A 26896-nucleotide genomic window follows, 5' to 3' on the forward strand; every position below is an offset into this window, starting at 1 on the left:
TCTTTTCGCGGGCCGATCTGCTGGCCACCGCCTCGGACGCGGACGGCGACGCCCTGACCGTGACCGGACTTTCCGTCGCCTCGGGCGATGGCACGCTGACCGACAACGGGGATGGCACGTGGACCTTTGCGCCCTCCGCCGACTGGAACGGCGCCGTCAGCTTCGGCTATACGATTTTCGACGGTAACGGCGGCGCGACGGCGACGTCCGCGAACCTGACCGTCAACCCGGTCAACGACGCGCCGTTCATCGACCTCAACGCGCCGATCAACGTGGAAGCCGAAGCCACCGTCTCCCTTGCGGGATACCTCCACGCCGGGGATGTCGACAATGCGGCGTCGGATCTCGCCTATACGATTACCCACGCTCCGGAGTTCGGCACGCTGATGCTGGACGGAGTCGCCATCACGGACTTCTCCGGCACGGTTTTCACCCAGGCCGACATCGATGCCGGGCGGGTTGCCTACCGCTTCGCTCCCGAGGCCGGTTCCGAGATCCGCGTCGTGGAGGACGACAGCTTCACCTTCACCGTGAACGACGGCCTGACCGCCACCCCCGAAACGACCTTCGACATGCACAGCATCCCCGTACAGATGTGGGGCACCGATAGCGGGGAAATCATTACCTGCACGACCGCCACCACCCGCACCGACGCGACGTTTCTTGTCTACGGCTTTGACGGCGACGATTGGCTGTTCAGCGGAGGCAACATGGATAACGTGCGCTTGAATCTCATTCCCCATGGCGGAGCGGGCGACGACACCCTGTACGGCGGAGCGGGCAACGATTACTTGGTGGCGAGCCTGGGAGCGGACATTCTCGACGGGGGGGACGGCGTCGACACCGCCTTTTACCGCCAAAGTCCCACATCGGTGAACATCGACCTGAACGTCACAGGACCACAGAGCGGCGGCGACAGCGGCAATTTTGGCGAGGGTGACGTCCTGCGGGGCATCGAGGATGTTTTGGGCGCGCTGCATCGTGATGACCCATGGGCGTTGGGCAACGTGATCATGGGCGATGACGCCGACAATATATTAGCAGGCGGCTGTACCCACGATACCTTGTATGGCGGAGACGGCGACGACATGCTGTTCAAAACCGGTTATGGCGGAGGACTCTTCATAGGCGGGGCCGGAAACGATTATCTTGATTTGCATGATGGCGCAGCGTACGGCGGCTCTGGCGATGACACTATCTACGCCAGCGGTACGGCGGATCTTTATGGCGGCGATGGCAACGACTCTCTGCGGGGCACAGATGGCCAGTTGGAGGGCGGCGCCGGAGCCGACTACATGTCGGGTACGCTTACGTCACAAAATTTAACTAAGATCAGCTACAGCCAAAGCCTGGCCGTGGAAATCGATCTGAACAACAGGGTTCAGGTCCAGGGGAACGGCGCGGACGGGAACGAAGCCATCGGGGATACGCTGGAATACATTTGGAACGTCATTGGTTCCTCCCATGGCGATACGCTCATCGGGAATCTGTACCCTAATCAGCTGTACGGCAGCGGCGGCGACGACATCCTGGTCGGCGGAGCCGGGGCGGACCTTCTCGACGGCGGCGACGGCGTCGACACGGCCGATTACAGTTCAAACCCCACATGGGTGAACATCGACCTGAACGTCACTGGCTCCCAGACGGGAGGCGGCAGCGGCAATCATGGCCAGTCCGATGTCCTGACAGGCGTGGAGAACGTCTTGGGCTCGAACGACACGCTGCACGGCGACGTGCTGGCGGGTGACGACGCGGACAACTTCCTGTCCGGACTGGCCGGCGACGACACCCTGTTCGGCAATGCAGGCAATGATGCGCTGGCCGGGGGCGATGGTGACGACAAGCTGAACGGCGGAGCCGGCGCCGACACCCTGGACGGGGGTTCGAACACCGTCGTCGAGGCCATCAAATACCACTACAATGAGCTCGGTGGCGTTTTACTCAATCCGGTGATCCGCTACGAGGCGACGCCCGGGGGCGACTGGGCGGATTACAGCGCGAGCGGCGCGGCCGTGCACGTGGATCTGACCAGTTCCGGAGCCCAGAGCGGCGGCCATGCCGAGGGCGACGTGCTGACGGGCATCGAGAACGTGGCCGGCTCGGCCCAGGGGGATACGCTCATCGGCCAGGACTATGTGAGCAACGTGTTCGCCGGCCTGGCCGGGGCGGACTCCCTGGTGGGCGGCGAGAGCATCCTGGACGTCGTTGAAGTGTTCGACGGCGGCTGGACTGCGACCACGAACTTCTACTACCCGGATACGGCCGACTACAGCCAGAGCCCGTCCTGGGTGAACGTCGATCTGAACAGCGCGGTCGGGCAGACGGGCGGCGGCACGGGCAACCACGCCCTGGGCGACACCCTTGCGGGCATCGAGCACGTCATCGGCACGAACGACGTCCACGGCGACCAGCTCACGGGCGACGGGAGCCACAATTTCCTGGACGGCCTGGCCGGGGCGGACACGCTCATTGGCGGCGCGGGAGACGACACGCTGCGCGGCGGTTCCGGGGCCGATTCCCTGGACGGCGGCACGAACACGGATGCGAATCTCCACAATAGCGGCGACTGGGTGGACTACAGCACGAGCACGGCGGGCGTGAGCGTGAACCTGTACCACCAGGACGGGATCGCGACCCAGAGCGGAGGCGACGCCCAGGGCGACACGCTCACGGGTTTCGAGAACGTGATGGGCTCGGAGAATGACGATTCAATCGTGGGCGACAACGCCGACAATTGGCTCGTGGGCCTGGATGGCAACGACACGATGAGCGGCGATGACCCGTCCAGTCTCAACTGGTGGGAGACAAGCAACGACAGCATGTGGGGCGGCGCGGGCGACGACGCCATGTTCGGAGGCGCCGGGCAAGACCGGATGTGGGGCGATTCCGGGAATGACACCCTGATTGGCGGCACCGAGAAAGACAGCCTGTATGGCGGGGATGGTGACGATTTCATCGCGGGCGGCAACTACCACATGGACACCCTCTTCGGCGGCAACACAATTCCTGTCGACAGCGAAGCTTTCGACAACAGCGGAGACTTCCTCTCCGGCGGCGCGGGGCGGGATACCCTCTTGGGGGGCCTCGGGTACCATGGCCGTGAGACCCTGGAGGGTGGCGCGGACGGCGATCTGCTTCTCGGCAGTGTGGACGGGGACATCCTGGCCTACTACGCCAACTCGCCGTCGGCGATCTACGTGGACCTGACCCGCCAGGACGGTATCGCGGCCCAGAGCGGCGGCGAAGCCGAAGGCGATACGCTGCTGGGCATCCATCACGTTACCGGCTCCGGCTTCGACGACACCATCCTCGGCTTCGAAACCGACAACGAGCTCAAAGGCATGGGAGGCGACGACTTCATCACCGGCGGCGAGGGGCAGGATAGTCTGTGGGGCGATGGCGGGAATACATCTTCGGATTCAGACAATGATACCCTTGAGGGCGGCGTCGGCTCCGACTTTATCCATGGCGGGGGCGGCCACGACATCGCCAGCTACCGGAATGCCGCGCTGGGAGTGCTCGTGGATCTGGACGATCAGAACTACGCCTATCCCGGCACACCCAACCCCTCCTATCCGGGCCGGGGCGAACCCGGCCAGACCGGTGCCGACCCAACTGGCGAGGAACACGGCGACTGGTTGTGGTACATGGACGGCGTATGGGGCTCCGAGCACGGCGACACGCTGCTGGGCCGCGACACCGACTGGGACGGAGTGTTCCTGATGAGCTCCAAAGATGAGCTGCGCGGCTTCGGCGGCGACGACAGCCTTGTGGGCCTTGGCGGCGACGATTCGCTGTACGGCGGCGACGGCCATGATACGCTGGTAGGTGGCCCGGGCCAGGATCTGCTCCATGGCGACTCCGGAGATGATCTGCTTCTCGGCGGACCCGACGATTCGGTGCATGGAGGAGACGGGTTTGACGTCTTCAAGCTCGAAGACCATTCCGGTCTCGGCCAGACTCTGGACCTGAGCGCCATGGTCTCGGACGGAAGGATCTCCGGCATCGAGCGCGTCGACATGCAGGGCGGAGCGGACGATGCCAATGTGCTGACCCTGCGGGCCGGCGATGTGCTCACTGTTTCGGACACCGATACCCTTTGGGTGTACGGTGACGGCACCGATCAAGTGTCCACGACGGATTCGGGCTGGTCGCTGATTGCCTCGGACGTGGTCGGTTCCGACGGCTTTGAATACAATCATTACACGAACACCGTCGGACCTAGCGTCGTTCACCTCATGGTGGCCGAGGATATCGCAAGCCAGAACATCACGGGCTGACTCTGGAACGCTTGAGGGCTTTTAGAAATACGAAGACCACCGGATTAAGCGTCATCCAGCCCATGGTGGCCGAGGAAGCCACAAGCCAGAACATCACGAACTCATCGCTGAACGCCAAAGGGCTTTTCGGAAACATCCCGAAGAGCCCTTTTTCTTTGCACTACGCCAACGCCTTGGATCGATCCCGGCTTCATTGATCATACGGATTTCAACACGCAGGGCGTGACTTGAAATTTATATAGGCTGTTTTTTTTGGGGTGATTTCTCCTTGCGATGAAAGGTGGCTCATAGTTTTGCAACAAATGCTGCTATAAGTATATTTTTGTAGATTTTTGTTCAGCTACTTATTCAGATATGTATGTTTAATTTATGAATATATATTTTAATATGAATTCAGCGCGTTATGGATGCGCAGTAAGAAGTCATGCTGAATCTTTGATTCATACTATCAAACACAGGATAATCGGATGACCCGAACCGGGATTGCACCAAGGAGGAACGGCAAGATGAAAGACAGGCGTTTTGTATACCACGGGATGTTTTGGGTGATGGTTGTCGTGTTTTTGATTCCGGCGCTGTCCCCGGCTCAACTACTCGTGGTCCAGGAGAGAAGCACCGGGATCGAGCCCTTGGGCGCCCCGGGGGTGGAGTCGGTGCTGATGAACGTGTCCCAGGGCGGCGATTCCCTGAAGGCTTCCATCCAGTCCGCCATGGATTCCAATCCCAAGTTTTTGAGTCAGAAGCACGCGTATTCAATTTCGCACGATGCATACCGCGAGTCCTACGGCGCGCTTCTGCCGCAGCTGGATTTCATGGCCAGGGGCGGTTATGGCCTGCGACGCAACGACACGACCATCGCCAGGGAGGCTGACGGTCAGGGCGAGGAATGGTCCGACGAGCAGCGTCTGGTCCTGTCCCAGCTGCTCTTCGACGGCGGCCTGACGCGGTCCAGGGTTGAGGCCGACAAGCTGTACTCCGAGTCCAAGAAGGAGGAGCTCTTCAACACGGCCGAGGATGTCGGTCTCAGCGCCACTCAGTATTTTTTGGATGTGATCCGGGCCCGGGGGCTGGTGGAGCTTTGCGTGCGCAACATCGAGGAGCACGAGAAGCTGCTTGACCTGACACGCATCCGCCTCGGGAGCGGTGGCGGCACGCAGGCTGACGTGACCCAGGCCGAAGCGGCGCTGCAGGAGGCGCGTTCACGGCTGATCCAGGCCAACCAGGCCCTGGACGACGCCGAGGCGGGCTATGCCCGATTTTTCGGTGACAAGCCCGGTGTTTTATCCATGCCCGAGCCGCCGTTGCTGGCCATCCCGCAGAGCGAGGCCATCGCCATCAGCATGGCCCGGGACGGCAACCGCGCCCTGAAGGCGGCCCGCCTGGCCGTGCAGCAGAAGGAACTGGAGATCAAGTCGGCCAAAGGTGCGTATATGCCCAAGCTGCATGCCAAGGTTTCCGCCGCCCGTTCGGACAACACGGGTGGTTACGAGGCAAGCTACCACGACGCCTCCGCCATGCTGGAAATGAACCTCAATCTTTACCGCGGCGGTTCTGACGCCGCTTCCATCCGCAAGTCCAAAAATGAGAAGATGCGCGCCGAGCAGGATGCCCTGGATGTCGAGCGTCAGGTGGAGGAAGATGTGCGCACGGCGTACAGCTTCTACAAGGCCACGGGCAAGCTGCTGCCTGTGCTGCGCAACCTGACGAACGAAAATGCGCAGGTGGTTTCGAGTTACACGGATCAGTTTCGCATGGGGCAGCGCACTCTTGTCGATCTTGTCTCTGCACAGAAAAGTCTGTTCAGTTCACAGCAGGTGTACCTGAACGGCATGACGGCGCATACTTTTTCATACTATCGACTTTGCATGCCCGTTTCCCAGCTCATGAGCGCCCTTGGCGTGGATCTCAAGGTCAAGGACCTTGGCGAGGCCAAATAGCTGGCCAAGGGCGTTGTCAAGGATACACCGTTCCTGTCTCCCTTCATTTTCCCTGAATGGCCGTTTATAACGGCTGTTCAGGGAAAATTTATTTGCTGGAGCAAGAAGATCGTTCCGTTGGATCACCTTATAGTGGCATTAGGGTTCTCCCAACTTTTCACGTGTTCCGGATATGTCCATATTCGTCCGGTTGGCGCCTTGCCGCCGGACGTCTCTGCATGATTCGCGGCAGCTAAGCCGGTCCCGTCAACATTGGCCGGGTCAAGCTCTTTTCAATATTTTCAGATTACGACGTGACGGAGGATGTACTTGCTTAAATTTGTTCTGTTGGGTTAATTTGTCGGGAATCAAACAGGAGGTATGGTGCATGCAAATGAAGAAAAAGGATTCCGGTGGATGGAATCCATATCTGGCCGGAGCCCTGGTTGGCGTGCTGGCCATTTTGTCAGCCTATGCCACGACGGTCTGGCTCGGGAAAACAAGTTATCTGGGAGCTTCCACCACATTTGTGCGCGGCGCGGGTGTGATTGAACAGCAGATTGCTCCGGAGCACGTACAGGCCAACGAATATTTCGTTAAACAAAAGGTGAAGGTTGACTGGCAGTTCATGCTGGTCCTCGGTATCTTTGCCGGAGCGTTCATCGCCTCATGCACTGACAAGAGTTTCAAGCTCGAAAGCGTTCCTCCAACCTGGGAAAAACATTTCGGGCCATCAGTTGGAAAACGCGCCGTCTGGGCTTTCTTGGGCGGGATCGTGGCCATGATGGGCGCGCGCATGGCCAGCGGCTGCCCGAGTGGTCACGGTCTCAGCGGCATGATGCAGCTTTCCGTCAGCGCTTTTGTGGCTCTGGGCATGTTTTTTGGCGTGGGCATAATCGTGGCGGGGTTCATTTACGGAAGGAGGTCACGATGAGCACGGATCAAATCCTCGGATTGGTGACCGGCATCCTCTTTGGTTTTTTGTTGCAGAAGGGCCGGGTATTGCGCTTCGAGAAACAGGTCGGGGCCATGTTGCTTAAAGACATGACCATTCTCAAGTTCATGTTCTCCGCCATCATTGTCGGCATGGTAGGCATTGCCCTGATGTCCAGCGCAGGGATGATCACCCTGGGCCACAAGTCCATGAACGTGGGCGCGGTTCTTGTCGGCGGAGCTTTGTTCGGTGCCGGTTGGGCAGTCATGGGCTACTGCCCAGGCACCTCCATGGGGGCGCTTGGAGAAGGACGCTGGCACGCCATCTTCGCCATTGCCGGCATGTTGGCGGGCGCGGCAATCTACGCGGAACTGTATCCCTTTTTTCAGCGCACGGTTCTGTCTTGGGCCGACTACGGCAAGATTGGACTGCCCGAGGCCCTGGGCGTTTCGCCCTGGGTCGTGATTATCGTGTTTATCTGCGTTGTGCTGGGGCTTTTCCGCTGGTTTGAGAGCCGGGGGCTCTAGGCGTTTTCAATTCGATATTTTTCGGCAAGCGGCCCGGTGCCGCCATGGCCTTGCGGCCCGCCGGAACTCCTTCTCCGGCCTCGTAGAGTTGAATCGTTGCGTGCCGGACGGAAATCGAGGTCGTTCACAGGCAACGATTCAACAAACGATGCCTGGATCAGTCAGACAGCCGACGGGCCCCAAGACCATGACAGCCCCGGGCCTTGTGGCGTCGATGGGGTACGATTTTGATTTTAAGGATTGGTTTGACGGTGTTTCGCTGAGAGTTTGGAAGAGTTTTTTTGCGGGAAGCGGCCCGGTGCCGCCATGGCCTTGGGGCCCGCCGGAACTCCTTCTCCGGCCTCGTAGAGTTGAATCGTTGCGTGTCGGACGGAAAATCGAGGTCGTTCACAGGCAACGATTCAACAAACGACGCCTGGATCAGTCAGACAGCCGACGGGCCCCAAGACCATGACGCCCTCGGGCCTTGTGGCTTCGATGGGGTAAGATTTTGATTTTAAGGATTGGTTTGACGGTTTTTTTCTAAGAGTTTGGAAGAGTTTTTTTTGCGGGAAGCGGCCCGGTGCCGTCATGGCCTTGGGGCCCGCCGGAACTCCTTCTCCGGCCTCGTAGAGTTGAATCGTTGCGTGCCGGACGGAAATCGAGGTCGCTCACAGGCAACGTTTCAACAAACGATGCCTGGTTCAGTCAGACAGCCGACGGACCCCAAGGCCATGACGCCCCCGGGCCTTGTGGCGTCGATGGGGTACGATTTCCGGATTGGTTTGAGGGTGTTTTGCTGAGAGCTTGGAAGAGTTTTTTTAAGGCAAGTACAGAAATGAAAAAAGCGCCTCCGGCCGGGTTTCGGCTGGAGGCGCTTGATGTTTTGTGAGCGTGCGAGTCTAGTACTTGATGGACGAAAAACGCATCAGTTTGTCCCACTGGTGGGTAGAGGTGATGCGGCGGATGGTGCCGGTCTTCCCGCGCAGGACCAGTGAGTGCGTGGTAGCTCCCGTGCCGGTGTAGGAAACGCCGCCCAGGAACGTGCCGCCCGAAATGCCCGTGGCCGCGAAGAAGACGTTGTCGTCGCGGATGAGCATGTCAGTGGTCAGCACCTGGTTCAGGTCCAGTCCGAAGTCGAGCACGTTCTTGCGTTCGGAATCGGACTGGGGATCGAATTGGGCCAGGATTTCTCCGCCAAGGGCCTTGATGGCGCAGGCCGCCAAAACGCCTTCGGGAGTGCCGCCGGTGCCGAACATCATGTCCACGTTGGATGATGGATCGACGGCCATGAGCGCCCCGGCCACGTCACCGTCGGTGTGCAGCTGGATGCGCGCCCCGGCGGTGCGGATCTGCGCGATGAGGTCTTTGTGGCGGGGTTTGTCCAGAACGAAGATGACCAGATCCTCGACCTTTTTGCCAAGGGCCCTGGCCGTGGCCTCAAGATTGTGGGCCACGGGGGCGTTCATGTCGACCACGCCCTTGGCCGGAGCCGGAACCACAAGCTTCTTCATGTAATAGCTCGGGCCCGGATTGAACATGGTTCCGGCTGGAGCCAGTCCGACCACGGCAATGGCGTTGGGCCGTCCGTAGGCCAGCAGATTGGTGCCCTCGACAGGATCGACAGCCACGTCCACGGCCGCGCCACGGCCCGTGCCGATGTGCTCGCCGTTGTAGAGCATGGGAGCTTCGTCCTTCTCTCCCTCGCCGATGACGATGCGGCCATCGATATCCAGGGTGTTGAAGGACAGCCGCATGGCGTCCACGGCAGCTCCGTCGCCCTCGTTCTTGGCGCCCTTGCCGAGCCAACGGGCCGAGGCCAGAGCCGCGGCTTCAGTGACCCGGACCAGGTCCATGGCCAGATTTCGTTGCGGGGCTTCCATGCTATTCCTTGATGAACTTGATCAGGTTGGCGGTGGTGAATCCGTATTTTTCCTTCAGCACGCCAGCCGGAGCTGAAGCTCCGAAGTGGTTGATTCCCCACACTTTTCCGTCCAGGCCGACGTATTTGTACCACAGGTCCGAGCGTCCGGCCTCGATGGCCACGCGGCGGGTGATGGAGCGGGGCATGACGGATTCGCGGTACTGTGCGCTCTGTTCGTCGAAAAGTTCCATGCTCGGAACGGACACGACGCGGATTTTCAGCTCCGGGCACGCCTCGGCGGCTTCCAGTGCCAGGTGCACTTCCGAGCCGGAGGCCAGGATCAGCATCTGGGGAGCTGCATCTTCAGGGTCGCGGACAACGTATGCGCCCTTGCTCACGTGTTCTTCCAGCGGGTTCGGCAGGTCGAGCACGGGGAGGCCCTGGCGGGTGAAGATCAGCACGGAGGGCCGTGATTTCTGTTTCAGGGCCACCGCCATGCAGGCCGCGCTTTCGCGGGCGTCGGCGGGGCGCAGCACCAGAAGGTTCGGGATGAGACGCAGGGAGCTGACATGCTCGATGGGCTGATGGGTCGGGCCGTCCTCGCCGACGAAAAAGGAATCGTGGGTGAAGACGTGCAGGACCGGCAGATGCTGCAGCGCAGACATGCGGATGGCGTTTCTTTCATAATCCGAGAAGACGAGGAAGGTCGCACCGAAGGGAACGATGCCGCCGTGCAGGGACATGCCGTTCAGGATCGCGCCCATGGGGAATTCGCGCACGCCGAAGCAGAGGTTGCGGCCCTTTGCGTTGCTGGCGGCATTGAAAATCCCTGCAAACTCGCGGAATTTGACGGTCTGGTTGGACGGATCAAGGTCGGCCGAACCGCCCATGAGCGTGGGCAGTTGCTCCATCATGGCCCCCAGGCAGGCGCCAAAGGCCTTGCGTGTGGCCACGCTGGATCCGGACTCGAATTCCGGCCAGTTCAGGCTGCGCTGGCAGACCGGAGTGGTCGCGTTTTCCCATCTGGCCGCGAAGTCAGCATCCGAAAGCCTGGCTGTGATCAGCTTGTCCCAGTCATTGCGGGCCGCGCCCAGGGAGGCGAAGCGGGCGCGAAAGTGCGAGAGTACGTCTTCGGGGAGATAAAAACTCTCGTCGGGCAGTCCGAGCTTGGCTTTGGTGGCCGTGATTTCCGCCTCGGGCAACGGAGAGCCGTGGGTGGATTCGCTGCCTTCCAGAGTGGCGCAGCCCTTGGCCATGGTCGTGTGACCGATGATCAGGGTCGGCTTTGCCGTTTCGGCCTGGCCTTCAAGGATGGCTTTTCGGATCTGCTCGTGGTCGTGGCCGTCGATCTCGATGACCTGCCAGTGCATGCTCTCGAAAAGAGCCTTGTGGTCGATTTTGTCCGCCCGGCAGGTGGGACCGGCCAGCTGGATCTTATTGCTGTCATAGTAGGCGATGAGCCTGCCCAGTCCCCAATGGCCGAAGAGGGCGGCGCTGCCAAGGCAAATGGGTTCCTGAACGTCGCCGTCGGAAACCAGCGCGTAGGTGAAGTGCCCTGCGCTCTGGGCGTCCAGATAGTCGCGCAGGAACGCCTCGGCCACGGCCATGCCGCCGGCCATGGCAAAACCCTGGCCGAGTGGGCCGGTGGTGGCCTCGACGCCGTCGGTCATGTCGTGTTCGGGGTGCCCGGGGGTCTTGCTGCCGAACTGGCGGAATGCCTTGAGGTCATCGACGCTCAGACTGCCCTGCAAGGTCAGGATGGCGTAAAGCAGGGCGGATTCATGACCAGCGGACAGTACGAAGCGGTCGCGGTTGAACCACTTGGCGTCCTTGGGATCGAAGTTGAGGAATTCCTTGAACAGGACATAGGCAAAGTCGGCCGAGGACATGGCTCCGCCGGGATGCCCGGAGTTGGAGGCCCGGACGGTGTCCATGATCAGGCCCTTGATGACGTTGACGGCTTTGGTATCTATCTGGGAAGCGTTGGTGGTCATGATGATTCTCGTGATGTGCGGAAAAGGCGTTATGATTGTTTATGTGCAGGAGTCTGCCGGTCGATCAGGTCTACACGGCGCTGATGCCGCCCGCCCTCGAACTCGGTGTCCAGGAAAGCGTCGGCGATGGCCTTGGCCAGATCGACTCCGATGATGCGTTCGCCCATGCACAGCACATTGGCGTCGTTGTGCATACGGCTCATGCGGGCCATGTATTCGTTGGCGCACAGGGCGGCACGGATGCCCTCGAAGCGGTTGGCGGTGATGGACACGCCGATCCCGGAGCCGCAGATGAGTATGCCCGTGGCTTCAAGATTCAGCACCTCTTCAGCCAATTTGCCCGCGATATTGGGGTAGTCGCAGCTCTCAAGAGAGTGCGTGCCGACATCGATGGTTTTGAAGCGCCCCGCGAGGTGCTCCATGAGAATGTTCTTGAGGCCGAAACCCGCGTGGTCGGAGCCGAAGACGATGGTGCGCATCTAGACCTCGGCGCCGCGTTTTTCCGCGCGGTTCTTGATGTATTCTGCCCGGGTGGAGGCCAGTTCCTGCTCCAGATGGGCGATTTCTTCCTGCAGGAAGCTGATCTGCTTCAGGGTCAGGTCGTTGTCGCTGGCCTTGGGGTCGAAGGATTCGCCCTTGTTCCGGCTTGCGGCATAGCTGCGGCCAAGGTTCTGGAATTCTTCGGCCAGACGTTTTTCCATCTGCCGGATTTCCCAGCGCCGAAAGCCCTTGATGAATACCCACTTGCCCTCGCTGGCAAGGAGCTTGAATCCGTTGGTGACGGGTTTTAACGTGTCCTTGAGCATTCACTCCCTCCAATGAAGTTTTAGTTGTTCCGAGGCGTGGATGTGATGCGCATCCATTGCACGTCCTGGGGTAGACTTAAGTCCAGGTCGCGGTTTTGCCATTCTCCGCCGGCGTCAAGGGATTTGACCCTGAGCACGGCCTTGCCATCCCTGGGGGATGAAAAAGTGTGTTTGTCATAGAGGACATGGTCGGGAAATGCCGGTGCCGAGTAGGCCCCTTCGCAGGTCAGCGTCCAGCCCTGCCTGCCGCCAAGGATCAGCATTTCCATGTTTTCCGGGGTTTCCATGTAGGCTACGTCGCCCGAGGAAAAATTGAAACGGATGCGGCCTTCCCGGGTACCCTCTACAGAGGTGTATTCCGGCGGCAGGACCGGCCCGAGATCTCCGCCGAGCAGGCTGCCGATCTGTCTGGCGTCGAACGGCACGGGAATCTGGAAAAGGGCCAACCCGGCCCGGGCCTGGGCGTGGTGGTAGGCCTTGTTTTCCGACGGGATGAAGGCGGTCCAGAGGTCCGGGGTTTCACGAATCATGGCCACCGATGCACCGGTGCCCGAGGACAGATCCATGCGGATGACGGAAGCAGGATAGCCCCAAAGCTGCCCCACCAGGCGCCCCGTGCGCTCGCTGGTCGCCACGTGCATGGAAAACCGGGCCGTGATGCGGTCCGCGGCCGAGGATCTGGGATGCAGGGTGGACCATATGCGCGAAACCGCTTCCGGGTCCCGGATCGGTATTTGCGGGGCGCATCCCCCAAGGACGGCAAGCAGGATGAACAGAGCAAAAGCTCTCATCGCGTCCGGCCCAGGGAATTGAGTTTGGTTCGCACTGTCTCGGCATTTTCGCCTTCAAGATCCAGCGAGTTTGCATAGCCTTCGCGGGCCTGGGAGATGAGACCCATGGCGCGGGCGATGTCTCCGTAGTGCTCCCAGATGACCGGGTCCGAATCCACGAGCTGGACGGCGCGCCTTATTTCCTGCCAGGCAAGCGTGTTCTTGCCCTGCTTGAAGTAGACCCAGGCCAGGGAGTCGACAAAGTAGCCGTTGTCCGGTTTGACCTTGAGGGCGCTTTCGATCAGCAGTTGCGCCCTTTCCAGATCGAGGCCCTGTTCCGCCAGGGTGTAGCCGAGGTAGTTGAGCGCGTCCGCGTGTTCGGGATCCTTGGAGATGACCTTTTCCATCATGATCATGGCCTGGTCCCGGTGTTCCATGCGATCGTAGATCAGGCCCAGGCGGTAGAGGATGGTCGTGTTCTCCGGCCAGAGGGCCGTGGCCTTAAGCAGTACGTCCAGCGCCTGCTGGTACTCTTTTTCAAACTCGTGCATCTCCGCCATGATGATGCGAAATTCCGGCTGTCTGGGAAAAAGCGTCATGGCCGACAGGCACAGCTCCCTGGCCGTTTCCCTCTGGTTTTTCTGGTAGAGAAGATGGATGCGGAATATCAGGCTGCGCTCATAGTGCTGATGGCTTGTGGGTATGGCTTCCAGATAGGCCATGGCTTTGTCCGCATTGTCGCGGCCTTCGTATTCGAGCACGGCCAGGAAAAAAAGCGCGTCGCTGGGGATCGGATTTTCCCGGGCCATGGGGTCCAGAAGCTCCGCCGCGTGGTCGAAGAAATCCTGGTTGAGCAGCAGATTGGCCGCTTCCAGGACCAGCGACTGGTCATCAGCGCCCTGTTGTACATAGGCAAGAGCCTGATCGGGATTGTTGAGCTTCAGGTTGAGTTCGATCAGGCGAAAGAGAATCTGCTGGTTCCCGATTCCCGAATCCACGAGTTTGGCGAAGACGCGTTCCGCGTCGATATAGTTTTTCTGGACCTCGTAGGTCAGGCCGAGCTCTATCCACGCATTGTAATACTCAGGGTCCGCGGCTACGGCCTGCTGGTAGGCGGTGATGGCCTTGTCATAGAGTTCGAGGCCGAAAAAGCCCTTTCCAAGGAGAAATTTCGTTGTCGCGTTGGCGTCTTTTTGGGGGATGGCGTTCAGCCTGTCCACGGCTTCGCCGAACTCTCCCTGCTCAAGACGATAGAGCGCGGCTTCATGGGCCAGATCGATCTGCTCGGGGTGCTTCTCGCGGTAGTCGTCCAGAACGAGCACTGCGTCGTCAAAACGCCCCTGGGCCGCATAGGTCTTGGCCAGGGTGCTGACCAGCGCTTCAAAATCAGGGTATCTGGCCAGACCCTGATTGAGGACAACCAGGGCATCGGCAAACTTGGAGGCGCGCCAGTGCAGGTTGCCCAGTTCAAGGTAGAGCTCCGGCGTGGGTGCGAGGGCGATGGCCTGCTCAAGCGCCTGGGCTGCCTGGTCTTTTTTGTCTTCCTGTAGCAGTTCTCGGTAGGCCAGATAGGAATAGATGGCCTCGGCTTCGGCAGAGGCCGGCACTGGCGTGGGCGGCATGGGCAAAGGCGTCGATGCCGCCTGATGGGCGCACCCCAGGGAAGCCGCTAGGGCGGCGGGAAGAAGGAGCCGTTGGACAAGCTTTCTGATCATGCAGTGATGTGTCCGGAGCAGTCATTTTTTCTACAAAATGCCTGGATTATTTGGTAAATTTTTTTTCCCATGTCGAGGCCCAACTCTATGAATTCCGGACCGTAAATTTTTCCGGCGGAAGTGCGGAACGTGTTCTGGATGGAAGCCACGACCTCAAGCCCGGCAGGAAATTTATCCAGAATCTGTTCGAGGGTCCACTCCTGATAATTGCATATTTCCCACAGGGTGGTGATGAAATTGTCGGGTCCCCATCGAAATTTGTCTGCGTCATAGAGCGCGTCGGCCAGGACCTGCGTCCCGTGGTGGGCAAACTCGGCCGGCGGCGAAAAGGCTTCGTGGCAGCGCACCGCGTCGGCGATCATCTGCTTTTCCTCGTCCGTGAGGGGATAGTCCCGGAGGATCAGCAGCGCAAGGTCGGCGCCGCGCGTGGCGTGATCGCCTTCGAGGCGGCAGGTGTCATGCAACAGGCCCGCGAGCATGGCCAGAAGACTCAGCCGCCGCGCCTGCTCCAGCCCCAGCGCCTCTGCCTCGCCAAGGATCAGCGCGCTGCATTCGATGGCGACTTTTTTCGAATGGTCGATGCCGTGTCCGAATTCGTCGTTCAGAAAGGGCAGCACGTCCTCGCGGCACCGCAGGACCATGGGGTGCGAAAAGAAGGTGTCCCGGGCGGAGGCGAGCTCCGCGCTCATGGCCGTATAAAAGCTGGGCAGGGCGTCAGGGGTGACGGCTGCACTTTCCTGTTTGATGCGAAGGAGAGTTTCATTCTTCATGTTCAATCCATTCTGCGGAGAAATCTTGGATGGTGCTCGACATCTGGGCCTTTATCTTTTGCAGCAGGCGCGCTTCGATCTGACGTACCCGCTCGCGGGTGATCCCGTACTTGTCGCCGATTTCACGCAGGGTGATGGGCGAATCGGCCAGAAGACGCTGCTCAAGGATGTCGAGTTCCTTTTCGTTCAGGCCGTCCCGTATGGCATCAATATTGTCATGGATGAGCACACTGATCTCGTCGGCGGCCATCTGCTCCTCGATTCCGGCTTCAAGGGCCGGTATGAAGTCCATGGGCGTGAAGCTCGAATCGTCCCCGATCTTCATGTCCAGGGACACGTCGTGCTGACCCAGGCGCTGTCCCATCTCCACGATGTCGGCTTCGGAGACCTGCAGATTCTTGGAGAGGGTCGATGTGCTCGGGTCAAAACCCTGGGCCTGCAGGCGCTGGCGCTCCTTGCCCAGGTTGTAGAAGAGTTTGCGCTGGGCCTGGGTGGTCCCGATCTTGACCATGCGCCAGTTGTCCATGATGAATTTCAGGATGTAGGCCTTGATCCAGAACGAGGCATAATAGGAAAATTTGATGCCCTTGTCCGGGTCGAATTTCTGGACCGCCTTCATGAGGCCCACGTTGCCTTCCTGGATCAGGTCGAGCACATTCTTCATCCATCGCCGCTGGAAGTCCATGGCTATCTTGACCACCAGCCGCAGATTGGAGGTGATGAGGATAAAGGCCGCCTGCTCTTCCTTTTCATCCCGGTAGCGCCGGGCCAGGTCGAATTCTTCGTCCTGTTCCAGCGGTTTGAACTTCTTTATTTCCTGAAGGTAGATGTGCAGCGGGTCCAGGGTCGCGACTTCCCGTTTGGGAACGGTGGCCAGGACCAGCGGGGCGATTTCGTCGATATCGACAGTGTCGATCTTGTCGGAATCGTCGATATCATCGTCGTCGAATTCTTCGGTATCCTCTGACAAGGGTGTTTCGAGCTCTTCATCCAGAGCATTGTCTTCGGGTCTTTTATTGGGATTCATGATGGTGCGTGAATGGAGGTGGTTCTTGGGCATCACGTGCTGCAATGGTGAAAAAAATGTGCCCGGGGCTGTTCCGCGAGAAGCTCTCTGGAGAAGCTATCCGTTATTTCGGAGTTTTCCATCATAGAGTTTTTGTTTGTCCTTTTCAATGATTTTCAGTAGGGCCCTTCGTTCACCGGAGTGTGAATTTTTGAACTACGTGAGGTGTTGAAATGCGCGATTTTCGCCAGGCACTCAAGGGCGGAAACGTTCTTATTTTTGACGGGGGCATGGGTAGCCTGCTCCAGCGTCGCGGCCTTCAGGCCGGACAGTCCCCCGAGGAATTCGGTATGGCGCGACCGGATGTTGTCGCGGCGATCCATGCCGAATACGCCCGTTCCGGGGCGCATGTGGTCACCACCAACACGTTTGGCGCGACCCGTTACAAGCTTCCGCACGGCCTGGACGTGTTCGAAGTCAATGAGACCATGACCCGCGCCGCGCGTCAAGCCGTGGGTGACGCGGTTTTCGTGGCCGGCAGCGTCGGGCCCACGGGCAAGATGATCGAGCCCTTGGGCGACATCTCCTTTCGCGGGCTGGTGGACGTCTTCAAGGAGCAGATTCGTGGCCTGGCGGCAGGCGGCGCGGACCTGATCCTGGGCGAGACCCATTTCGATCTGGCCGAGGCCAGGGCGGTGGTCGTGGCCGCGCGCGAAGTCTGCGATCTGCCCGTGGGCATCAGCATGACCTTCGAGGGCGGAGTCAGCCTGACCGGAACCACCCCGGAAATCTTTGCCCAGACCATGGAAAACATGGGCGTGGACCTCATCGCCTCCAATTGCAGCGCCGGACCAGAGCAGCTGATCGAGGTCGCCAGGGCCATGCTGCGCGTAAGCCGGACTCCGGTGCTCATCGAGCCCAACGCGGGCCTGCCCGAACTGGTGGATGGGGCCACGGTTTTTCGCCTGCCCCCGGATCCTTTCGCGGCCACGGTCTCGACCCTTGTGGAAGTGGGCGTTTCCTGCCTCGGCGGGTGTTGCGGCACCACGCCTGAGCACATCCAGGCCCTGAACGCGCTTTGCACCGGCAAGAGCGTGTCGCGGCCCGAGATTTCCGATCCTCCCTGCCTGATCGTCACCTCCCGTTCCCGGGCGGTGGAGTTCGGGTTTGATCGTCCCTGCCGCATCATCGGAGAGCGGATCAACCCCACGGGCAAGGCCGAGCTCACGGCCGAGCTGCAACGCCTTGAGACCCGTCGCCTCATGGTCTACGCCGAGGAGCAGGTCGAGCGCGGAGCCGATCTTCTGGACGTCAACGTGGGCGCACCCATGGTCGAGGAGGCGCGCATGCTGCCTTTGGCCGTGCGCACCCTGACCAGCGCCCACTCCATCCCCCTGTGCCTGGACTCCAGCGACATCTCGGCGATCCGGGCGGGCCTTGAGGCCTATCCGGGTTCGGCGCTGGTCAATTCCATCAGCGGCGAGGAAGAGCGGATGGATATCCTTGGCCCGCTCTGTCGCGACTACGGCGCGCCGTTCATCCTGCTGCCGCTCAAAGGCCGCAAGCTGCCCGTCACGGCGGCCGAGAGGCTGGCCATCATCGAGGAACTATTGATCAAGGCCGAAAGCCTCCGCATCCCGAGGCGCCTCATCCTGGTCGATGCCCTGGCCCTGACCGTATCCTCCAAGCCCGAGGCGGCCAAGGCCTGCCTCGATGTCATCCGGCACTGCCGTGAGCGCTGGGGCCTGGGTTCGACCATGGGCCTGTCCAACATCTCATTTGGCCTGCCTGCGCGGGATCTGATCAACTCGACCTTCCTGGCCATGGCCATGGGCGTCGGCATGACCTCGTTCATCGCCAACCCCAACGCCGTGCGCCTGCGCGAGAATCTGGCGGCGGCGGAGGTGCTCCTTGGCCGGGACCGCCAGGCCGCGGGCTTCATCGCCTCCTATGCCGGATGGAATCCTGGAAATCCGGTGGCCGCGGCCGTTTCCGGACCGGCCGAAGAGGAAGGCAGTCCTGTCGCGCTGGCGGTGATCAAGGGCCAGAAGGATCGCATCGTCGAGATGCTGCGCGAGCGCATCGCGGCGGGCGAGGATCCGTTTGTCCTTGTCGACGGAGAGATGATCCCGGCCATTGCCAAGGTGGGGGAAAAGTACGAGAAGAAAGAGTATTTTCTGCCGCAGCTCCTGCTCTGCGCCGAAACCATGCAGATCGGCTTCGAGTCCATCAAGCATCTGCTCGTGCGCGAGGGGCAGGAGGTCAAGGCCACCATTGTCATGGCCACGGTGGAGGGCGACATTCACGACATCGGCAAGAATATCGTCTGCCTGATGCTCAGGAATTTCGGCTACAATGTCGTCGATCTGGGCAAGGATGTTGCGGCCGTGGACATCGTCGCGGCGGCAGTGGCCCACAAGGCCTCGGTCATCGGCCTGTCCGCGCTCATGACCACGACCATGGTCCGCATGGAGGATACCGTGCGCCTGGTCCGCGAGCAGGGCCTTCCCTGCCGGGTCATGGTCGGTGGCGCGGTGGTCAGCCAGTCCTATGCGGACCTGATCGGCGCCGACGGCTATGCCGACGACGCGGTGGCGGCGGTGCGCGTGGCCACCCGGTTGTGCGCCGAGGTCCGGTCGGCCTGATCTTTCAAGGAATCACGCGGGAGCAAGCATGGAAAAATATATACTCAGAAAGGCGACAATCGCCGATGTCAAAGCCATTCACCGGCTACTCATGGATTGCGCCACCAAACGGTTGCTTCTGCCCCGATCCTTCGGTGAACTCTATTCCCACCTGAGGGATTTCATCGTGGCCGAGGATGAAAAGTCCGGAACCGTGGTCGGCTGCTGCGCCTTGACCATCACCTGGGAAGCCTTGGCCGAAGTCCGGTCGCTGGTGGTTGCCGAGAGCGCCCAGGGCCAGGGCCTGGGGCGCAGGCTGGTGGAGTTTTGCGTCAGCGACGCCGTGACCTTTGGTGTTTACAAGGTATTCGCCTTGACCTATCAGGTCCCCTTTTTTCAGAAACTGGGTTTTTCGGAAGTGAGCAAGGACATCCTGCCGCAGAAGGTGTGGGCCGATTGTCTCAAATGCCCCCAGTTTCCCGAATGTGACGAAGTGGCCATGATGATTGAATTGTAAGTTTGACATATCGGTTCTCCGGGAGAATTCATGAAATTTGTACAGCTTTTCGACCGTTCGCAAATTGAAGCACGGGCCCAGGAATTGGGTCGGGAAATATCCAGCCATTATGGCGACGAGCCCTTGGTTTGCGTATGCGTGCTTAAAGGCGCCTACGCATTTTTTACTGATCTGATGCGTAATTTGAGCATCCATCCAAGCATGGATTTTGTTCGTCTTTCCAGTTATGCGGATCAGACTTCACGCAAATCGAAGATGGTTTTCTCCAAGGACATGGAAATCGATATCAGGGACAAGCATGTGCTCGTGGTCGAGGATATCGTCGATACGGGCCATTCCATGGGCTTTCTGACCAAGGTTCTCGAGGCGCGTGGTCCCAAATCCATCAAGATCGCGGCCATGATCGACAAGAGAGAGCGCCGCGAGGTTGATGTGAATGTGGATTTTGTGGGTTTCCCACTGGATAAGGGATACATCGTCGGCTATGGACTTGACTACGCCGAGCAATACAGAGAACTTGACGGTATATACGATCTCAAATTCTCGGAAGCATAGACCCCTGCCTCCAGACTGAACTTTTTCAAGGAAAGGCCATGCTCGTTCAATGCCCTGAGTGCACCACCAAATACAATCTGGATGAAAGCAAGATCGGACACGACGGCAGCAAGGTCCGTTGTACGCGTTGCAAGAACGTGTTCACCGTGTTCCGCCCCATCTCCGAGGATGTCGTGACGCCGGAGGTTCCCGAACCAGCCTCCGCGGCCGGCGCATTCGAGGACGATTCTTTTGATGACGATCTGGCGTCGGCTTTCGAGGATAAAAAAGGTGCTCCCCCGGCCTCAAAGGATTCCTTCGAGGAAGAGTTCGCGGCCATGTTCGAGGATGTGAAGCCTGCGGCCGCCCCCAGGAAGTCTGCCGATGCCGACGCTTTTGAAGATGATCTGGCGGCCATGCTGGATGGGAAAAAGTCTCGGCCCGCGCCGAAATCCGCCGCAAACGAGTCCTTTGAAGACGACCTGACGGCCATGCTGGAAGAAAAAAGCACCAAGGCCGGATCGAAGTCCTCGGCGGATCAGGAAATGCTGGCCGATCTTCAGGGCGCCTTTCAGCAGCCTTTGACCGATCAGCTCGATCACGATTTGCGATCCGCCGACAGTTCTGCCCGCAAGTCCCGAAAATCCGGGGCCGCAGGCCTGATCATCGGCCTTGTTGTCCTGCTTCTGGCCTGCGGCCTGGGCGGAGTCTATTTCTTCCAGCCGGGCCTGCTCGGGCTTGCGCCCTCGGTTCCGGACGCTCCCGCGACCCAGGAAACCGTCGCGCGTGAAGGTGCGGCCCAGATCGCCTTGGAGAACGTGCGTCAGTACTTTGTCCCTAACGAAAAGGAAGGCCAGCTTTTCATCATTGAAGGCAAGGCCGTGAATCGTTTTCCCGAGGCGCGTGAACTCATTCGCATCAAGGCCTCCCTCTTCGACAGGCAGGGAGGCGAGGTCGCCACCCAGGAATTCATGTGCGGCAATGTCGTTTCCCTGTACCAGCTTCAGGTTTCGACCCGGGCGGACATCGAGACGGCCCTTACCGCCAAGGTCGGCATTCTGACCAACAACACCAATATCCAGCCCGGCGCGTCCGTGCCGTTCATGGCCGTGTTTTTCCAGACCCCGGACTCTGTCGAGGAATTCGGGCTGGAAGTGATCCAATCCAGCGTTCCGCAGCAATAGCACAACTTTTGACCCACGAAAGGCAGGCGCAAGTCTGCCTTTTTTATTCCCTCATGAAAACAAAGAGCGCTTATGTGTGTACGGCCTGCAAGGCTGTCAGTCCCCGCTGGCAGGGGCAGTGTCCCAAATGTCTGGCCTGGAACACCCTGGAGCCGGCAATACGACAGTCCGGTTCGGCCATGGACATGCCCCTGAACCGTCCCGTCGATCTGCGTGAGCTGCCGACACTCCTTGAAGACCGTGTCAGCTCTCAGCTGTCCGGGCTTGACGGAATTCTCGGCAGCGGGTTCGTGCCCGGAGGCGTCATCCTGCTCGGCGGGGAGCCGGGCATCGGCAAGTCCACGCTGCTCTTGCAGGTGGGCGCGTCCATGGAACGCTCCGGCAAGGGCGTCATCTATGTTTCCGGTGAGGAGTCCCTGTCTCAGATCCGCGGCCGAGCCGAACGCCTGGGCATGCTCGGAGACAGGCTGACCGCTCTTGCCACCAACCAGGTCGACGACATCCTGGCCTGCATGGAGGACGCCCCCGCGCTCATTGTCGTGGACTCGGTGCAGACCATGATTTCATCCAGGGTCGAAGGCCTGCCTGGTTCCGTCAGCCAGGTCCGGGCAGTGGCCACGGCCCTGACCGAGCGGGCCAAGCAGACCGGGGTCACGGTCATCCTGGTCGGGCACGTGACCAAGGACGGCCAGATCGCCGGCCCCAAGCTGCTGGAGCACATGGTCGACACGGTGCTGTACCTCGAAGGCGACAAGGAGCACCTTTTCCGCATCCTGCGCGTGGTCAAGAACCGTTTTGGTCCGTCCAACGAGATCCTGCTTTTCGAGATGCGGGAAAAGGGCATGAGCGTCATCGAGGACCCCTCTACCTTCTTCCTGCAGGCCCGGGACACGGCGCTCTCCGGCACGGCACTGGTCATGTCCATGGAGTCCCAGCGGCCCTTTGTGGTCGAGGTGCAGGCGCTGGTCACGCGCACCTTCCTGGCCTTTCCCCGGCGTACGGCCCTGGGCTTTGACGCCAACCGCCTGCATCTTCTGATCGCGGTCATGGAGAAGCGCCTGCAAATCAGTCTGGGGCAGGTCGATGTCTACGCCAAGGTCGGCGGGGGGCTGCGCATGAAGGACCCTGGCCTTGATCTGGGCATTGTCGCGGCCATTTTGTCGTCTTTTTATGACCGCTCCCTGCCCGAGGGCGCGGTGTTCTGGGGCGAGGTGGATTTGAACGGCCAGATCAGGCCGGTCACGGGGCATGATGTAAGGCTGCGCCAGGCCGCGAACCTGGGCTATGCGCCCATGGTCCACCCCAAGACCGGAGCCAGGGGGAAGGGATGGTCGCGGCTCGGGGATGTGCAGAGGATGCTGTTCGGGCAGACTGGGAAGGAGTGAGGATTTGATGCGTTAACGGATCGAGGAGTGACGGTCGCGTTGCCGGCTCAGCCGGACGGGGGCCGCCGAAACTCCTTCGTGGGCCTCGTAATGCCGAATCGTTGCGTGCCGGGTCGGGAAGTCGGGATGAGACGAGCGGCAACGGTTCGGCAAACGATGCCTGACTCAGTCAGACAGTCGGCGCCCCCCGTCCGGCTGAGCCGGCAACGCGCGGATCGGGATTTGGCATTCTTTCATCTCGCCCAATCCTTTGCGTCCTTGGATTTGGGCTTGCTGCGCGAGGCTTTGAGCTTGCGGGTCCACAGGGACAGACGTTCCTCGTGGCCGCTGGTTTTGGCCTGGTAGAAAATGCGTCCCTTGAGTTCAGGGGGCAGGTAATCCTGTTCGACCCATGCCTCTGGGTAGGCGTGGGGATATTTGTAGCCCTGGCCGTAGCCCCACTCCTTTTGCAGGCTTGTGGAGGCGTTGCGCAGATGCAGCGGCACGGGCCTTGCGCCATTGGTCCGGACTTCCTTCATGGCCGCGAGATACCCTGCGTAGGCCGAGTTGCTTTTGGGCGCCAGGGCCAAATACACGGTCGCTTCGGCCATTGGAATCCAGCCCTCGGGCATGCCGATGCGTTCCACCGCCTGTTCACATGATACGGCCAGGGGCAGGGCCATGGGGTCGCCCAGGCCGACGTCCTCGGCCGCCGAGAGAATCAGCCTGCGGCAGATGAAACGCGGGTCCTCGCCCGTCTCCACCAGACAAGCCAGATAATACAGGGCCGCATCCGGGTCCGAGCCCCTGATGGATTTGATCAGCGCCGACGCCAGTTCGTAATGCGAATCACCTTCCCGGTCTCCGCGCAGCACGATCTCCGGCAATCGGGTCTTGAGCTGGTCAGGTTCCAGATCCTTTTCCTCAAGCCCCGCCGCGAACTCCACCAGATTGAGCATGGTGCGCGCATCCCCGCCCGAGAGGGTGGCCAGAAGCTCCAGGCTTTTTTCCGGGATGCGAGGGCCCAGCTTCTCCATGCCCCGTTTGCCCACATCCACCAGTTCGGCCATGCCGAGCGAGCGCAGACGCAATACGTGCAGCCGTGAAAGAAGCTGCCGTGTGACGCTGAAGGACGGGTTTTCCGTGGTCGTGGCAATGAGCGTCAGTTCACCCGTCTCAAGGAGCGGCAGGAAGAAATCCTGCTGGGCCTTGGAATAGCGGTGCAGTTCGTCCAGGATGAGGATTTCCTTGTCCTGAATCTGTTTGCGCAGGGCGGTTATGCCCACTTCGGGCGCGCTGACCCGCACGAAGGGCTTGCCCGCATGTCTGGCCAAAAGAAGGGCCACCGTGGATTTGCCGCAGCCGGGAGGACCGAAGAGCAGAAGGCTCGGCAGGTCCTTGGACTGCATCAGGGTGCGCAGGCGCTGGCGAAAATGGCTTTGCCCGATGAAGTCGTCGAGGGACTCCGGGCGCAGGGATTCGGCGAGAGGTCGTTTTTGGGACACGATGATAATTCCGGCTAAATGCTTGTGGCCTGTTCCAGACACCCAAGAAGGGCCAGGGCTTCGGGTCCGTGGGCGGTGATCTCCACGGTCCTGGTCTCTCCCTCGGCCGTCCAGGACATGTCGATATGGGAGTCGGGCATGCAGTCCGCAGGGAGGTATTCGGCCCATTCCAGCAGGCAGAAATGGTCCGGGGCGAAGAGGGTTTCTTCCAGATCGGGATCAAAGTCCCGGCCCTCGGTGCGGTAAAGGTCGAAATGCCCCACGGGCGGCGTCGTGGGGTAGAGGTTCAGGATGTTGAAGCTGGGGCTGCTGACCTCGGCGTTCTCGCTTCCCGGCAGGGCCTGGACCAGCTCGCGGATGAAAGTCGTCTTTCCGGCCCCGAGCTGTCCGCGCAGGAGCACGGGGGGCAGGGCCGGACTGTCGGCGATGCATTCCGCGAAGGCCCGGGCCAGGGCTGCCGTGGCCTCCAGAGAGGTCAGAACAAGGATCATGAACGCGGGATCAGGGTTTTGAGGACGTCCTTCTTGCCGACAATGCCCAGCAGCTTGCCGTTGTCCGCGACAGGCAGGGTGTGGAATTTCTTGTCGACCATGAGGGCCGCGATTTCGTCGATGGTCATGTCCGGGGCGATGGTGACCACTTTGGTGCTCATGGCGTCGGAAACCTTGGAAGCGGCTATGCGTTTGACCTCCGCTTCGAGCAGCGCCGAGGAGGACAGGGGCACGAAGCCGTCCAGCAGGGTGAAAAGAGAGGGGATGGGCAGGCTTTTCTGCATGCGGACCAGATCGCTCTGGCACAGAATGCCGACCAGATGACCGCTTTCATCGACCACGGGGAGTCCGTTGACGCCCTTGTCGAGCAGGATCTTCACGGCTTCGGTTATGTCTGCATCGGGGCTGATGGTGATGACCTCGGCGGTCATGATATCTTGAGCTGTACGCATTTTTTCCACTCCTTCAGGGCGGTTGGCAGGTGATCGGCGATTTCCATGGGGGTGTTGCCCCGGTACGGGAAATCATTGGCGAGCTGAGTGCCCGCATATCCATGCCAGTACACGCCGATCCGGGCGGCGGTCAATGGCGGGTGCCCCTGGGCCACGAGGCTGCCGATGATCCCGGAGAGCACGTCGCCCGATCCGGCAATGGCCAGGTTCGGGGCGCAGAACGGCGAGATGGCGATGGGATCTTCGTGTCCGGCGACGATGGTCGCCGCGCCCTTCAGGACCAGGTTGACGCGGTGTCCGAAAGAAAATTCCCTTGCGTAGCGGGCTCTGGCCAGATTGATGGCCCCGGCCGTGACGCCGAAGAAATTGGCCATCTCACCGGGATGCGGGGTCAGCACGGCGTCCTGCCCGACCAGGGCTAAAAGGTCGGGGCGCTGGGCCAGGAGAAAGAGGGCGTCGGCGTCGTAGAGGGTTTTGGCGTGCGGATTGGCCAGATAGCGTTCCAGGAATGCCATGGCTCCGTCACTGCGTCCAAAACCGGGTCCGAAGACCACGGCCGAGAAGCGCGCAAGTTGCGGCTGCAGGGAATCGAAACACTCGGAGCTCCATTGGTCCGAATTGCCAAGGCCCAGGGTCATGACTTCGGGGAAGCTGCCGTAGGCCGGGGTCAGGGCCTTGGGGCAGGCGATGCTGACCAGTCCCGCGCCGGAGCGGAAGGCCGCGCGGGCCGCAAGCATGGGCGCGCCGGTCAGTCCGGGGGAGCCGCCCAGGACCAGGATGTGTCCCGCCTCTCCCTTGTGCATGGTCGAGCCGGGTTCGGGCAGCAGGTTGGCAAGGTCCGGCCCCAGGGCGATGTGGGCTGTGGGGTGCCGGTCCTTGATGTGCCGGGGAATGCCGATCTTGGAGGTGACCAGCTTGCCCACATGGGCTTTGGCGGGAGGCAGGAAAAGCCCGAGCTTGGCCTCCTCGAAGGTCACGGTCATGTCGGCCTCGACCGCGATCGGCATGGGCTGGCCCGTGGTGCCGTTCAGCCCGGAGGGGATGTCCAGGGACAGGACATGGGAGTGCACGCCCAGTTTGTTGATGGATTTGATCCAGCCCTGCATGTTGGGGCGCAGCGGACCCTCGAAGCCGGTTCCGAGCAGGCCGTCCACGACAATGTCGATTCTTGGCACCAGATCCATCTCGTATTCGGGCAGGTAGGAGCAGGGGATGCCCATGTCCATGGCCAGTTTCAGGTGGTAGGCTGAGTCATGGGTGTACTGCGCGAGGTGCTTGGCGTGCAGGATGAGCACAGTCGCTCCGAGATTGACCAGATGCCTGGCCAGGGCGAAGGCGTCGCCTCCGTTGTTGCCGGGACCGGCAAAAACCATGACCGATGCGTCACGCAAAGGTCCGAATTCTTTTTTGAGGGCGTAAAGAGCGGCCCTGCTGGCATTTTCCATCAGGATTTGTCCGGAAAGTCCGAATTCGTCGATGGTCAGTCTGTCCCAACGGGACATTTCCTCGGGAGTGGGCAAAAGGGTAACCATTTGATCTCCTTCGTGTGAGGTCGTCGTCGCTGCCTTCCAAAGCGGAAGCCGAGGCCCGGTTGCGGCCTTGTGCATATGAGAGGGCTCTGTGCCATTATTTTTTGTCACGCGCCACCCATGTCCTTTTCCTCA

21 protein-coding genes are annotated in these 26896 nt (G+C 60.5%); 9 read left to right on the plus strand and 12 right to left on the minus strand.

Annotated features, from left to right (window positions below; translation table 11 throughout):
- The 4 genes from BMZ24_RS20350 to BMZ24_RS07625 all read left to right on the plus strand — a co-directional run.
- Nucleotides 1–4280: tandem-95 repeat protein (locus BMZ24_RS20350; protein ID WP_143077853.1), on the plus strand; the 4280-nt coding region annotated here is incomplete at its 5' end.
- Between the two features lie 548 nt (nt 4281–4828).
- A complete protein-coding gene (locus BMZ24_RS07615) occupies nt 4829–6217 on the plus strand; it encodes a TolC family outer membrane protein (RefSeq protein ID WP_244150318.1) in 1389 nt (462 codons plus the stop codon).
- 373 nt (nt 6218–6590) lie between these two features.
- Nucleotides 6591–7130 (plus strand): YeeE/YedE thiosulfate transporter family protein, encoded by a 540-nt coding sequence (locus tag BMZ24_RS07620; protein WP_244150303.1) that lies wholly within the window; start codon nt 6591–6593, stop codon nt 7128–7130.
- Nucleotides 7127–7657 (plus strand): DUF6691 family protein, encoded by a 531-nt coding sequence (locus BMZ24_RS07625; RefSeq protein ID WP_092190920.1) that lies wholly within the window; start codon nt 7127–7129, stop codon nt 7655–7657. Before BMZ24_RS07620 ends, BMZ24_RS07625 begins: the two co-directional genes overlap by 4 nt.
- Nucleotides 7658–8538: 881 nt before the next feature.
- Here BMZ24_RS07625 and glpX read toward each other — a convergent pair.
- From glpX to BMZ24_RS07665, 8 genes are read right to left on the minus strand one after another with little or no spacing between them, the layout of a single operon-like run.
- Nucleotides 8539–9519 (minus strand): class II fructose-bisphosphatase, encoded by a 981-nt coding sequence (gene glpX / locus BMZ24_RS07630; protein WP_092190922.1) that lies wholly within the window; start codon nt 9517–9519, stop codon nt 8539–8541.
- A gap of 1 nt (nt 9520) precedes the next feature.
- The gene (gene tkt / locus BMZ24_RS07635; RefSeq protein WP_092190924.1) at nt 9521–11494 is read right to left on the minus strand and encodes a transketolase; all 1974 of its coding nucleotides are present in this window, start codon (nt 11492–11494) and stop codon (nt 9521–9523) included.
- A 29-nt stretch (nt 11495–11523) separates the two neighbouring features.
- On the minus strand, nt 11524–11973 hold the full coding sequence (rpiB, locus tag BMZ24_RS07640) for a ribose 5-phosphate isomerase B (protein WP_092190926.1): 450 nt from the start codon (nt 11971–11973) through the stop codon (nt 11524–11526).
- Nucleotides 11974–12300, minus strand: coding sequence for a hypothetical protein (locus BMZ24_RS07645; protein ID WP_092190928.1), 327 nt, complete (start codon nt 12298–12300; stop codon nt 11974–11976).
- A 20-nt stretch (nt 12301–12320) separates the two neighbouring features.
- Entirely contained in the window at nt 12321–13091 is a 771-nt protein-coding gene (locus BMZ24_RS07650) for a hypothetical protein (RefSeq protein ID WP_092190930.1), read from the minus strand.
- Entirely contained in the window at nt 13088–14785 is a 1698-nt protein-coding gene (locus BMZ24_RS07655) for a tetratricopeptide repeat protein (protein ID WP_092190932.1), read from the minus strand. The genes BMZ24_RS07650 and BMZ24_RS07655 overlap by 4 nt, the downstream gene beginning before the upstream one ends.
- Complete coding sequence (locus tag BMZ24_RS07660) at nt 14782–15555, minus strand: HD domain-containing protein (RefSeq protein ID WP_092190935.1); 774 nt, start codon at nt 15553–15555, stop codon at nt 14782–14784. The genes BMZ24_RS07655 and BMZ24_RS07660 overlap by 4 nt, the downstream gene beginning before the upstream one ends.
- Nucleotides 15545–16615, minus strand: coding sequence for a sigma-70 family RNA polymerase sigma factor (locus BMZ24_RS07665; protein WP_192623942.1), 1071 nt, complete (start codon nt 16613–16615; stop codon nt 15545–15547). Before BMZ24_RS07665 ends, BMZ24_RS07660 begins: the two co-directional genes overlap by 11 nt.
- A 179-nt stretch (nt 16616–16794) precedes the next feature.
- Between BMZ24_RS07665 and BMZ24_RS07670 the strand changes: the two genes are divergently transcribed.
- Genes BMZ24_RS07670 through radA form a run of 5 tightly spaced genes read left to right on the plus strand, consistent with a single transcriptional unit; the run spans nt 16795 to nt 22805 of the window.
- Nucleotides 16795–19206: a homocysteine S-methyltransferase family protein gene (locus tag BMZ24_RS07670; RefSeq protein ID WP_092190937.1), complete on the plus strand. Its 2412-nt coding sequence runs from the start codon at nt 16795–16797 to the stop codon at nt 19204–19206.
- A gap of 28 nt (nt 19207–19234) precedes the next feature.
- Complete coding sequence (locus BMZ24_RS07675; RefSeq protein ID WP_092190939.1) at nt 19235–19702, plus strand: N-acetyltransferase; 468 nt, start codon at nt 19235–19237, stop codon at nt 19700–19702.
- Nucleotides 19703–19732: 30 nt separating this feature from the next.
- A complete protein-coding gene (gene hpt / locus BMZ24_RS07680; protein WP_092190941.1) occupies nt 19733–20257 on the plus strand; it encodes a hypoxanthine phosphoribosyltransferase in 525 nt (174 codons plus the stop codon).
- 38 nt (nt 20258–20295) lie between these two features.
- A complete protein-coding gene (locus tag BMZ24_RS07685) occupies nt 20296–21420 on the plus strand; it encodes a DUF3426 domain-containing protein (protein WP_092191425.1) in 1125 nt (374 codons plus the stop codon).
- Nucleotides 21421–21473: 53 nt separating this feature from the next.
- On the plus strand, nt 21474–22805 hold the full coding sequence (radA, locus tag BMZ24_RS07690; protein ID WP_092191427.1) for a DNA repair protein RadA: 1332 nt from the start codon (nt 21474–21476) through the stop codon (nt 22803–22805).
- Nucleotides 22806–23038: 233 nt separating this feature from the next.
- On the opposite strand, the gene BMZ24_RS07695 is transcribed toward radA, so the two are convergent.
- The 4 genes from BMZ24_RS07695 to BMZ24_RS07710 are packed head-to-tail and all read right to left on the minus strand — an operon-like array spanning nt 23039 to nt 26764.
- Nucleotides 23039–24289 carry a replication-associated recombination protein A gene (locus BMZ24_RS07695; RefSeq protein ID WP_425266266.1) on the minus strand — a complete coding sequence of 417 codons (1251 nt, stop codon included), beginning with the start codon at nt 24287–24289 and terminating at the stop codon, nt 23039–23041.
- A gap of 14 nt (nt 24290–24303) precedes the next feature.
- On the minus strand, nt 24304–24780 hold the full coding sequence (tsaE, locus tag BMZ24_RS07700; protein WP_092190943.1) for a tRNA (adenosine(37)-N6)-threonylcarbamoyltransferase complex ATPase subunit type 1 TsaE: 477 nt from the start codon (nt 24778–24780) through the stop codon (nt 24304–24306).
- Nucleotides 24777–25232 (minus strand): CBS domain-containing protein, encoded by a 456-nt coding sequence (locus tag BMZ24_RS07705; RefSeq protein WP_092190945.1) that lies wholly within the window; start codon nt 25230–25232, stop codon nt 24777–24779. The genes tsaE and BMZ24_RS07705 overlap by 4 nt, the downstream gene beginning before the upstream one ends.
- Nucleotides 25208–26764, minus strand: coding sequence for an NAD(P)H-hydrate dehydratase (locus tag BMZ24_RS07710; protein WP_092190947.1), 1557 nt, complete (start codon nt 26762–26764; stop codon nt 25208–25210). The genes BMZ24_RS07705 and BMZ24_RS07710 overlap by 25 nt, the downstream gene beginning before the upstream one ends.
- Between the last annotated feature and the right edge of the window lie 132 nt (nt 26765–26896).

It is taken from the genome of Desulfomicrobium norvegicum, assembly GCF_900114595.1.
In the GTDB taxonomy this organism is placed as follows: Bacteria; Desulfobacterota; Desulfovibrionia; order Desulfovibrionales; family Desulfomicrobiaceae; genus Desulfomicrobium; species Desulfomicrobium macestii.